Consider the following 10268-nt stretch of genomic DNA (forward strand, 5'->3'; position numbering starts at 1 on the left):
CTGTCTTGTCGGAGGGGCTGGTAGGTGGTGAGGCGGCAGCCGGTCCGGGTGCGGCTGACGGTCGTCTACGCCGGGCTCTTCGTGGTCACCGCCACGATCCTGCTCGTCGTGGTGAACCTCCTGCTCGGCGCCGCCCTGAAGAGCGAGGTGGCGATGTTCGAGCCGCCGGAGCCGCCCAAGGCCCCCGCCGACGCGATGAGCGACACCGAGTGGATCCAGGACCCCGAGGCCCGCCGCCGGCTCGGCGACCTGCCCGGCCAGGTGCTGGCCTACCAGTGGGACGTCACCGTGATCGTGATCGCCGTCCTGGGCGTCGTCTCCCTGGGCATCGGCTGGGTCGTCGCCGGCCGCCTGCTCCGCCCGCTGCACCGCATCACCGCCACCGCGCAACGCCTGTCCCTGTCCAACCTGCACGAACGCATCGCCCTGGACGGCCCGCGCGACGAGCTGAAAGACCTCGCCGACACCTTCGACGACATGCTCGCCCGGCTGGAGCGCGCGGTGGACAGCCAGAGCCGGTTCGTCGCGAACGCATCGCACGAGCTGCGCACGCCGCTCGCCATCCAGCGGGCGGCGATCGAGATCGGGCTGACCGACCCGAGCCCCGAACAGCTTGTGCAGGTGCGCGGGCAATTGCTCGACGCCTCCGTGCGCAGCGAGCGGCTGATCGACGGCCTGCTCCTGCTCGCGCAGAGCGAACGCGGGCTGGACGTGCGCGAGCCGGTGGATCTCGACGAGCTGGTACGGCAAGCGGCAGGGGAACTGGACGCCGGCGACCGCACGATGGTGGTCGACGTGGAGCCGGTCCGGGTGCGGGGCGATTCGGTGTTGCTGACCCGGCTCGTCGCCAACGTGCTCCAGAACGCGATCCGGCACAACCACCCCGGCGGCACCGTGCAGGTCTGCCTGTTCGCCGACGGCCTGCTCGTCGTACGGAACACCGGGCCCGAGGTGCCCGAGGAGCGGGTGGGCGAGCTGTTCGAGCCCTTCCGGCGGCTGCACTCGCGGACCCGCTCGGCCGAAGGGGTGGGCCTGGGGTTGTCCATCGTGGCCTCCATCGCGCGAGCGCACGACGCCGAGGTTTCGGCCGTCCCCAACCCCGGCGGTGGCCTGGTGGTGTCCGTGCGGTTTCAGCGGGACAGGTAGCCGCCGTCCACCGCGTGGTAGCTGCCGTTGACGAACGAGGCCCGGTCCGACAGCAGGAACGCCACCAGCTCGGCCACCTCCTCCGACCGGCCGAGCCGCCCCTGTGGGTGCAGCGGCACCAGCAGCTCGGCGTCGACCTGCGAGATCAGCGGCGTCTCGATGAATCCCGGGCCGACGGCGTTGACCCGGATGCCCTGGGCCGCGTATTCCAGCGCGGCATTCTGCGTCAACCCGACCACGCCGTGTTTGGCCGCCACATAGGCCGAGGCCCCGGCGAAACCTACCTGGCCGAGAATCGAGGCCATGTTCACCACCGCCGCGCCCGCGGACATCACCCTGAGTTCGGCGCGCAGGCAATAGAAGACGCCGTCCAGATTGGTGGCGAGCACGCGCCGCCATTCGTCCACCGGATACTCGCCGATCGGCGCGCTTGTCCCGGAGATGCCGGCGTTGTTCACCGCCAGATCGAGCTGGCCATAGGTGTCCAGCGTCTTTCGCACCGCGTTCTCGGCCGCTTCAGGATCGGTCACGTCCAGCATGACCGCGTCGGCGGAGCCACCCGATTCCAGAATGGCCGTGGCCGCCTCCTGGGCGCCTTCCAGGTTGTAGTCGGCCAGCACCACGCGGGCGCCCCGTTTCGCCAGCGTTTCCGCGACGGCCCGCCCGATTCCCGAGGCGGCGCCGGTCACCAGCGCGGCCTTGTTCGTGAACTCCATCCTCACGGCATTCCCGCCGCGTCTTCTCCCGAGGGCGTGGAATCGGTCAAGATGGCGGCCCGGATCGCCGCCCCGACCGCGGCCGGCGGCTCCTCCAGGACTCCGTTCTCGTTCATCAGCGCGTGATACTGCTGCTCCTCGTACGGCAGGGCCGCGATGTGCGCGCCGACGAGACACGCTCTGCTCTGCGCATGCCGTACATGGGAGGCCACATCAAAGGGGACGCGTCGAAGGGAGGTCATGAACGTCCACTGAATCCGGGATCATGGCGGAATGGAAGTCCCTGAGATCGGCGTCGCGCCGGGTTTCGTGCTCCGTCCCTGGCGGCTGGACGATGTCGAGGTCGTTCGCGAAGCGTCGCGAGACCCGTACATCCCGTTGATCTCCAGCGTGCCCGCGGAGTTCACCGAGGCGGAAGCCGAGGCATTCCTGCGGCGGCAATGGCAACGGGCCGAAGAAGGCGTCGGCTATTCCTTCGCCATCGCGGTGGCCGGTCACGCGGTCGGCCAGATGGGCCTCTGGCCCGGCCCCCACGAACGCGCGTCGGTCGGATATTGGATCGCGCCCTCCGCCCGGGGAAAAGGCATCGTGGTCGCCGCGCTGGACGCCCTTTCCCGCTGGGGCCTCACGGAACTCCCGGTGGCCCGGCTGGAATTGCAGGTCGAGCCCTGGAACATCGGCTCGTGGAAAGCCGCGGAACGAGCCGGATACGAGCGCGAAGGCCTGCTACGGAGCTGGATGGAGATCGGCGGCGAGCGCAAGGACATGTACATGTACTCCCGGCTGGCCCAGCACCCATAGAGGTCCACCCCACGGCGACCTAGGATCTGACCATGGCCCTGAGCATGCTGGACGTCGACCGGTTCGAAGCCTCCCGGCCGCGCCTGGAGGCCATCGCCTACCGCCTGCTCGGCTCGGCCACCGAGGCCGAGGACGCGGTGCAGGAGACGTTCCTGCGCTGGCAGGCCGTGGACGTCGAGCGCATCGAGGTGCCCGAGGCGTGGCTGACGAAGGTGCTCACCAACCTGTGCCTCAACCAGCTCACCTCCGCCCGCGCCCGCCGCGAGACCTACGTCGGCGAGTGGCTCCCCGAACCGCTCCTCGCCGGCGACCCCATGCTCGGCCCGGCCGACACCGCCGAACAACGTGAGTCCGTCTCGTACGCGGTGCTCACCCTCCTCGAACGGCTGTCGCCCAACGAACGGGCGGTCTACGTGCTGCGCGAGGCCTTCGACTACTCCCACCGGGAGATCGCCGAGATCCTCGACCTCAGCGAGGCGGCCAGCCAGCAGATCTTCCATCGTGCCAAGAAGCACGTCGCGGAGGGCAGGGCGCGCACCGAGGTGGACGAGGCGACCGCGCGCCGGATCGTCGAGGAGTTCCTGGCCGCCGCCTCCAGCGGCCAGACCGAGCCGCTGGTCCGGCTGCTCACCGGGGACGCCATCGCGATCGGCGACGGCGGCGGCAAGATCCCGGCCCGGGCCAAGGCCTTCCAGGGCGCGGTCGCGGTGGCCAAGTTCCTGTGGGGGCTGTTCAAGCCGGCCGAGGCCAAGCGGGCGCTGGTCGGCGGCAGCCCAGACGTGTACGCCTGGACGGCCAACGGCGGCCCGGCCGCGATAGCCGTCCTGGACGGGCGGGTCGTGGGCGTGATGTGCCTGGAGGTCACCGAGGACGGCATCGCCGCCTTCCGCAACCAGGTCAATCCGGACAAGCTTGAGCGCGCCACCGCGCAGTGGGCGGCCAGCGAGCATGGAGAACCCCTGTTCAAGGCCTTCTGAGCGTGGTGTGACGTGGTTCACATCCGGCTCCTGTCAGGAAACGGCGAGCTGCCCGGTTCAAGGGGCACAGACGCCTTCTCGACAGGAGCCAGGACATGCACCGCATCGTCGTTCTCGGAGCCGGATACGCCGGAGCCAGCGCCGCCGGCCGCCTCGCCAGGCGGCTGTACCGCGAGGACGTCTCCATCACCCTCGTCAACGCCGAGCCCGACTTCGTGGAGCGGGTCCGCATGCACCAGGTGGCCGCCGGCCAGAAGCTCAAGACCCGGCCGTTCCGCGAGATGTTCGCCGGCACCGGGGTCGAGGTGCGGATCGCCCGGGTGGCCGGGCTGGACGTCGACCGCAAGACCGTCACGCTGAGCGACGGCGCCGACGAGCTGGCCTACGACACGTTGGTCTACGCCCTTGGCAGTGGCTGGAACGCCCAGGGCGTGCCGGGGACGCATGAGCACGCCTACGAGCTCGCGAGCCGTCCCGGCGCTCTGCGCCTGCGTGACCGCCTGGCCGGCCTCGCGCCAGGTCAGAGCGTGGTCGTCGTCGGTGGCGGCCTCACCGGGCTGGAGGCCGCGACCGAGATCGCCGAGGCCCGGCCCGACCTCGACGTCGCGATCGTCGCCCGTGACGCCCTGGGCGGCTGGCTCTCCCCGAAGGGCCGCGCCCACCTGGCGCGCGTGGTCGCCAAGCTCGGCATCACCGTCCACGACCACACGGCCGTCACCGCCGTCGAGCCCGACCACCTCGTCACGGCCGCCGAGCCCGTCACGGGAGGTTCCGCCCACGCCGTCACCGGTGCCGGTCGGCGCATCCCCGCCGCCGTCACTGTCTGGGCCACCGGCTTCGCCGTCCACCCCATCGCGCTGGCCACCACCCTGGACACCTCCGGCACCGGCCAGATCGCCGTCGACGCGACCATGCGCTCGACCTCCCACCCCGACGTCTACGCCGTCGGCGACGCCGCCCTGGTGATGGGCCCCGGCGACAAGCCCCTGCGCATGTCCTGCGCCTCGGGCACCCCCACCGCCTGGCAGGCCGCCGACGCCATCGCCGCCCGCCTGACCGGCGCTCCGATCCCCAAGACCACCATCCGCTACTTCAACCAGTGCATCTCCCTGGGCCGTAGGGAGGGCCTGATCCAGTACGTCACCGCCGACGACCGCGCGGTGCAGGCCGTACTGACCGGACGGCTCGCGGCCCTCTACAAGGAGGTCGTCTGCAAGTCCGCCGCCTGGGCCGTCGCCAACCCCACCCTCGGCCTCCCCACCCGCCGCCGCCACGTCCAGCCGCGGGCGACGACACCCGCCCAGGCCCTCGCCTGAGCGCCTCGCGGCCGACCCCGGGAAACGAGGAAGGCCCGCCCCAGATGTGCTCTGGTGACGGGCCTTCTCGCACGTGTGCAGCCGGAGGTACTCGAAACCCCGACCTTCCACGCTGCCAGGGGTCAGCATGCCGAGACCGCGGGTGAAGACTCCTCGCAGCGCGGCTCAAGCAAGTGCCCAGCAACTCGTGTCGCGCGATTGCCGGTGTCAACCGGGATCGTTCAAAAGTGGCGGCCTCCTACGACCTTCCCGGCAAGGTTGCTGGGCTGAGGCCTGCGAACCATCAGCTCGGTTATCGAGTTGCTGCCCGATTCACCCTGCATAGCCACGAGCCGCGCGGGTGTACGGCTACGCCGACAACGTGCAGCCATACCTGCCTGGGCCGACCGGCTGGCCGCCCCAGGAGATCCATCCGACGACGCCCGCGCCCCAGGCAGGGGCGGTCGAGACGCTCGCGGAGTCCCTCGTCAGGCTCCGTGGCCAGACGGCGCGGCGGCCGGTCGGCCTGGACGCAGAGAAGCTCCCGCCCTCCCGGAGGAGAACAGAGGCTCTCACGTCCATCGGGTCAGTCGAGTACGCACAAGCCGACCTCGGTCAGCACCAGCCGCGGTCCCATGCGGTGCATCACTCCTGAATGGTGATCGCTGCCAACTCCTCTATCGGCAGACCTGCGGTGCTCGCGGCCTCTTGCAGATCCCGATCTGTGTACTCGGACGATCCAGGGCCATCCACCGTGACGATGGCCCTGGGCCACTTGGACGATCGCAGGTCGATCTCCTGGCCGGACCACTCCCAGACGCTCCAGCCGCTTCGCCCTAGACGCGAGACAGCTTCCTTCGCGACGTCTTCGCCCGCCTTATCGATGTGGACCACGAGGGTCACGATTTCAACGTAGTCGTTCTCCCACTCGTGGGCTTCCACGCTGTACTCATGGACGACCCGACCGACCGCCCGTAATTCGGGAAGGATGTCCGTGTCTACGTACTCCACGTCATGCCGAAGAAGGAACCACCACCCCGCATACAGCGGCACTGCATAGACGAACAACGTGAGCACAAAGCCGAAGATGAGCAGTTTGCGATTTGGCGTCATCTGCCCCTCCTTCGCCCGAACGATCATGCTGCCGCAGTGCAAGCTCTGGGGCAAGACGGAAGCCCCGCCCGCCTCTCGAGGAGAGAGGCGGGGCCGAAAGGCGGATGACCACAGACCAATACCAGCCCTCCAGGACGCGCATCCTGGAGAGCTTGTCTTCTTAGATCACCACTCGGTTAGATCCTGGGCGCTTGGATGGAGCCGGAGGATCGTCTCCCACACATCAGGGTCGTTCGACTGCACATCCCAGCTGGTGCTGTCGAACGCCCGAATCTTGATGTCCGCCGTAGGTGAGCCCTGGGGATAGCCCACCAACCCGCCCCAGATGAGCTGAGAGCCGTCAGGGAACAAGTTGATCAGGTGCGCTGTCGACACGAGCTGATCCTCGTCCAGGCTGGCGATCGCCTCACCGGTGGAGGAGGCGGACCATTCCTCGGCGATGACCCGCCACAGGTGGCCTTCCACCGCACTGCCCAGCGACGCGAGCAGTTCGGCCAACCCGACGTAGTGTCGATCTTTCCAAGCCCAAAAGCTCAGGAAGCGACTCACCCCGCCTCGCCCCCTCTGCTGGACCCGCTTGTTCGCGCCGAAGCGCTCCGTTCCGCTGCTGTATTCCGCTGCTGTACGGACACCAAAAAAGGCCCACCCCGTCGTACGGGGTGGGCCTTTGACCTGCAGTGCAGCCGGAGGTACTCGAAACCCCAACCTTCTGATCCGTAGTCAGATGCTCTATCCATTGAGCTACGGCTGCTCGCTCTGTAAGTAATCATAGCGGGTCCGAGGCGATGCCTCGAACCAGAATCCCGGACTACTGCTCAACCGGTGCCTTCTTGGGCCAGATCATGTGGCTGACCGGCCAGATGAGCGCGATGATCGGCACCCGGGACAGCCCGAGCGCGAACTCCATGATTCCCGCCGAGGACCCGGCCAACCAGCCCAGAAGCACCAGAACGCCACACGCGATGGCATAGGCCAGCACGATGCGGGCCCAGCCGATCCACTCGGCGCGGATGCGGGCGGCGCCGGTGAGGGGCGGGGGAGGGGGCGGGCCGCCGGCGTAGCGGTGGTTGACCCGGGCGTCCACCCAGCGGATGGTCTGGTGCCCGAAGACGACCGAGTAGGCGATGTACGCCGCGGCCAGGCCGTGCCGGAGGTCGAAAGGGGCGCCGGAGCGCATGTCGACGACGGCGGCGGCGAGCAGGACCAGGTCGAGCACGGGCGTACTGATCAGCAGGACGTTGCTGAGCGTGCGGCGCTTCCACAGGTAGCGGCAGGCGAGGCCCAGGGCGAGAAGCAGCCAGAAGCCGATCTCGCAGGCGACGATGACGGCGATGACCATGCCCCAAGTCTTCCGGACGCCGGGGGCGCGATCCTCCTCGCCGATGACGAAACCCTGTGTACAACCTTCGGTGTATCCACAGGTTGGCCTTGCGCGGGAGCAGACGGCCCGCGTGGGGTGATGTCATAGGGGAATGAGACGTGAAGCCCTGTACGCGCTGGGGTGCTTCGCGGTGGGCTGCGTGCTGATCGCGGGTGGCGCGTCCATCCCGCGCGACGGCGTGTCCGACTGGTGGATGCTCGGCCCGCTGGCGGTGACGTGCGTCGGCGTGCTGATCAGGCGCCTGAGTCCGGTGACCGCGATGACGCTGGGCATCGCGGCGCTGACGTTCGACTCGGTGTTCCTGGGGCCGTCGCTGGCGACCGCGCTGGTCTTCACGGACAACCTATATGCGGGGGTGCTGTACGGCCCGCCCAGGCTGGCCCGCTGGATGCTGGGCGTGACGAGCTCGCTGGCGGTGCTGGCGGGCGCGGTGGCGGTGTTCCTGAGCGGCGACTGGCGGATGCTGGCCCTGGTGGGCGTGCAGACCGCCCTGCTGCTGGTCACGCCGGTGACCACGGCGATGGTGCTGCGCCAGCAGCGCGACCTGGCGCGGGCCGAGCGGGCCCGGGCCGAGGAGATCGTGCACCTGGCCGAGCTCGACCGCCAGGTGGCGATCAGCGCCGAACGAAGACGCATGGCCCGCGAGCTGCACGACATGATCGCCAACCATTTCAGCGCGATCGCCATCCAGTCCTCGGCGGCTTTGTCGCGCAAGGACCTCGATGCCGCGACCGTCCGGAAGATCATGGAGTCGGTCCGCGAGAACAGCCTGCGCGGGATGACCGAGATGCGGGCCATGGTCGGCCTGCTGCGCCAGGACGGTGACGACTCCGAGGAGGTCACCAGGCCCAGGCTCCAGGAGGCGCCCCGGCTGCTGGAGCGGGTACGGCAGGCGGGCCTGGAGGGCTCGGTGCTCGTCGAGGGCGACGCCAGGGAGATCCCGGTCTCGGTGGACATGGCGGGATACCGCATCGTGCAGGAGGCTCTGACGAACGCGCTCAAACACGGCGATGGCCAGGTGAGCGTCCGGATCGGCTACGAGACGGAACGAGTCTCCCTGGTGATCGACAACCCGGTCCGCGACAGCCGTACCACCCTGCCCGGATCGGGCACGGGGTTGATCGGTATGCGCGAACGGGCGCTGCTGGTCGGCGGGGAGTTCGAGGCCGGGCCGTACGACGGTGGATGGCGGGTGCGGGCGGTCCTGCCGGCGGCCGGGAGCGGGCTGCAACGCCTGGTGGAAGAGGGAGCACGATGACGATCAGGGTGCTGGTCGCCGACGATCACGCGGCGGTGCGCACGGGTCTCGTGCTGATCCTGGAGGGGGCCGAGGACGTCGAGGTGGTCGGGGAGGCCGCCGACGGCGAGCAGGCGGTGGCGATGGCCCGCGCGCTACGGCCCGACCTGGTGCTGATGGACGTCCGCATGCCCAGGATGGACGGGATCTCGGCCACGCGGGAGCTGGCCGGGGTGACCGATGTGCTGATCCTCACGACCTTTGATGTGGACGAGTATGTGTTCGGGGCCTTGCGGGCGGGTGCGGCGGGGTTCCTGCTGAAGAACACCGACGCGGACGCGCTCGTGGAGGCGGTGCGGCTGGTCGCGCGGGGGGAGGGGCTGATCTCCCCGGCGGTGACGCGCAAGCTGATCACCGCGTTCGCGCAACAGCCGGTACGGCGGGAGCCCGACCAGCTCGACCAGTTGACGCCCAGGGAACGGGAGGTGCTCGCGTGCGTGGCGAGGGGGATGTCGAACGCGGAGATCGCCAAGGAGCTCGACATGGCGGAGGCGACGACGAAGACGCACGTCAGCCGGGTGCTGGGCAAGCTGGGGCTGCGGAGCCGGGTGCAGGCGGCGATCTACTACTCGGAGGGGGCTTAGCCGCTGAGGGGCGGTGGCGGCGCGCCGGGGTGATGCTCGGGATGGCGTTCGCCGGGTTCGGGCTGTTCGTGCTGCTCGATCTGGTGACCGTGGTGGTCGTGCTGGTGGTCGGGAGTGAGCTCGACAGCGCCGTGCCGGCCATGGTCGGCACGGGGGTGCTGGCTCTGGCCTGATTGGGGGGAGGGGGCGGGCTGCTGTTCAGCCGGCGGGTGCGGCGCAAGGGGCTGGGGATCGGGCTGATCGCCGGCTGGGTGGTCCTGTCCGTGGCCACCCTGGGCTTCGCGACCGGCCTCAACCCGGCCCTCTACTCCTGACCGCCGAGAAGCCCGGCCCCTCTTCTCCTGGCCGCCGAGAAGCCCGGCCCCTCTTCTCCTGGCCGCCGAGAAGCCCGGCCCCTCTACTCCTGACCGCTGAGAAGCCCGGTCCCTCTACTCCTGGCCGCCGACCCTGGAACCCCTGGTCAGGTGGTGGTCGGCTGCGAGACGAACAGCAGCAGCGACTCCACGACACAGACCGGCCGCCGCTCGCCCTCCACCTCGATGGACACCTTCAAGGTGGCCAGGTGCCCCGCAGGGCTGTTCTTGACGTCGACCAGCTCCCCGCTGGCCCGCACCCGCGACCCGACCGGCACCGGCTTGGGGAAGCGCACCTTGTTGAGCCCGAAGTTGACCATCATCGCGATCTCCCCGACGCTCAGCAGCTCGGGCAGGAACGACGGCAGCAGCGAAAGGGTGAGGAACCCGTGCGCGATGGTGCCGCCGAACGGCCCGTCCTTGGCGCGCTCGGGATCGACGTGGATCCACTGGTGGTCGTCGGTCGCGTCGGCGAAGGTGTTCACCCGCTCCTGGGTGATCTCGCGCCACGCCGTGGGGCCGAAGGTCTCGCCGACGGCCGCCTTGAGTTCCTGCACGTTCGCAAAGGTCCGCATGGCTCAAGACGGTAGCGGAGTCCGCGCGCG

The 10268-nt window shown here is 69.5% G+C and carries 14 protein-coding genes and 1 tRNA gene; 8 read left to right on the forward strand and 7 right to left on the reverse strand.

The window, feature by feature from the left end; all coding sequences use genetic code 11:
• The first annotated feature begins 24 nt into the window (after positions 1 to 24).
• Positions 25 to 1146 carry an ATP-binding protein gene (locus AB0I67_RS07350; protein ID WP_357919094.1) on the forward strand — a complete coding sequence of 374 codons (1122 nt, stop codon included), beginning with the start codon at positions 25 to 27 and terminating at the stop codon, positions 1144 to 1146.
• Here the strand turns inward: AB0I67_RS07350 and AB0I67_RS07355 are convergent.
• Together AB0I67_RS07355 and AB0I67_RS07360 are read right to left on the reverse strand one after the other, a co-directional pair.
• Positions 1131 to 1862, reverse strand: coding sequence for an SDR family NAD(P)-dependent oxidoreductase (locus tag AB0I67_RS07355; RefSeq protein ID WP_357919097.1), 732 nt, complete (start codon positions 1860 to 1862; stop codon positions 1131 to 1133). The genes AB0I67_RS07350 and AB0I67_RS07355 overlap by 16 nt on opposite strands.
• Before the next feature lie 2 nt (positions 1863 to 1864).
• Positions 1865 to 2104, reverse strand: a complete 240-nt coding sequence (locus AB0I67_RS07360; protein WP_357919100.1) for a hypothetical protein — start codon at positions 2102 to 2104, stop codon at positions 1865 to 1867.
• A 31-nt stretch (positions 2105 to 2135) separates the two neighbouring features.
• On the opposite strand from AB0I67_RS07360, the gene AB0I67_RS07365 reads away from it, so the two are divergent.
• The 3 genes from AB0I67_RS07365 (at position 2136) to AB0I67_RS07375 (ending at position 4956) form a co-directional block, all read left to right on the forward strand.
• Positions 2136 to 2663, forward strand: a complete 528-nt coding sequence (locus AB0I67_RS07365; protein WP_357919103.1) for a GNAT family protein — start codon at positions 2136 to 2138, stop codon at positions 2661 to 2663.
• Between the two features lie 32 nt (positions 2664 to 2695).
• On the forward strand, positions 2696 to 3640 hold the full coding sequence (locus AB0I67_RS07370; protein ID WP_357919106.1) for an RNA polymerase sigma-70 factor: 945 nt from the start codon (positions 2696 to 2698) through the stop codon (positions 3638 to 3640).
• Positions 3641 to 3735: 95 nt separating this feature from the next.
• Positions 3736 to 4956 carry an FAD-dependent oxidoreductase gene (locus tag AB0I67_RS07375; RefSeq protein ID WP_357919109.1) on the forward strand — a complete coding sequence of 407 codons (1221 nt, stop codon included), beginning with the start codon at positions 3736 to 3738 and terminating at the stop codon, positions 4954 to 4956.
• A 624-nt stretch (positions 4957 to 5580) separates the two neighbouring features.
• Here AB0I67_RS07375 and AB0I67_RS07380 read toward each other — a convergent pair.
• The 4 genes from AB0I67_RS07380 to AB0I67_RS07395 form a co-directional block, all read right to left on the reverse strand.
• Positions 5581 to 6075, reverse strand: a complete 495-nt coding sequence (locus AB0I67_RS07380; RefSeq protein WP_357919112.1) for a hypothetical protein — start codon at positions 6073 to 6075, stop codon at positions 5581 to 5583.
• A gap of 138 nt (positions 6076 to 6213) precedes the next feature.
• Entirely contained in the window at positions 6214 to 6546 is a 333-nt protein-coding gene (locus tag AB0I67_RS07385; RefSeq protein ID WP_357919115.1) for a hypothetical protein, read from the reverse strand.
• Positions 6547 to 6726: 180 nt separating this feature from the next.
• Positions 6727 to 6799, reverse strand: a tRNA-Arg gene (locus AB0I67_RS07390).
• Between the two features lie 57 nt (positions 6800 to 6856).
• The gene (locus tag AB0I67_RS07395; protein WP_357919118.1) at positions 6857 to 7387 is read right to left on the reverse strand and encodes a hypothetical protein; all 531 of its coding nucleotides are present in this window, start codon (positions 7385 to 7387) and stop codon (positions 6857 to 6859) included.
• 133 nt (positions 7388 to 7520) lie between these two features.
• Between AB0I67_RS07395 and AB0I67_RS07400 the strand changes: the two genes are divergently transcribed.
• From AB0I67_RS07400 to AB0I67_RS07415, 4 genes are read left to right on the forward strand one after another with little or no spacing between them, the layout of a single operon-like run.
• Entirely contained in the window at positions 7521 to 8687 is a 1167-nt protein-coding gene (locus AB0I67_RS07400) for a histidine kinase (protein WP_357919120.1), read from the forward strand.
• Positions 8684 to 9310 (forward strand): response regulator transcription factor, encoded by a 627-nt coding sequence (locus AB0I67_RS07405; RefSeq protein WP_357919123.1) that lies wholly within the window; start codon positions 8684 to 8686, stop codon positions 9308 to 9310. The genes AB0I67_RS07400 and AB0I67_RS07405 overlap by 4 nt, the downstream gene beginning before the upstream one ends.
• Before the next feature lie 41 nt (positions 9311 to 9351).
• Positions 9352 to 9483: a hypothetical protein gene (locus tag AB0I67_RS07410; RefSeq protein WP_357919126.1), complete on the forward strand. Its 132-nt coding sequence runs from the start codon at positions 9352 to 9354 to the stop codon at positions 9481 to 9483.
• On the forward strand, positions 9484 to 9624 hold the full coding sequence (locus AB0I67_RS07415) for a hypothetical protein (RefSeq protein ID WP_357919129.1): 141 nt from the start codon (positions 9484 to 9486) through the stop codon (positions 9622 to 9624).
• A 146-nt stretch (positions 9625 to 9770) separates the two neighbouring features.
• Here AB0I67_RS07415 and AB0I67_RS07420 read toward each other — a convergent pair whose 3' ends face one another.
• A complete protein-coding gene (locus tag AB0I67_RS07420) occupies positions 9771 to 10238 on the reverse strand; it encodes a MaoC family dehydratase (protein WP_357919131.1) in 468 nt (155 codons plus the stop codon).
• Positions 10239 to 10268 lie beyond the last annotated feature (30 nt).

The organism is Nonomuraea sp. NPDC050310 (assembly GCF_040655795.1).
Taxonomy (GTDB): Bacteria; Actinomycetota; Actinomycetes; order Streptosporangiales; family Streptosporangiaceae; genus Nonomuraea.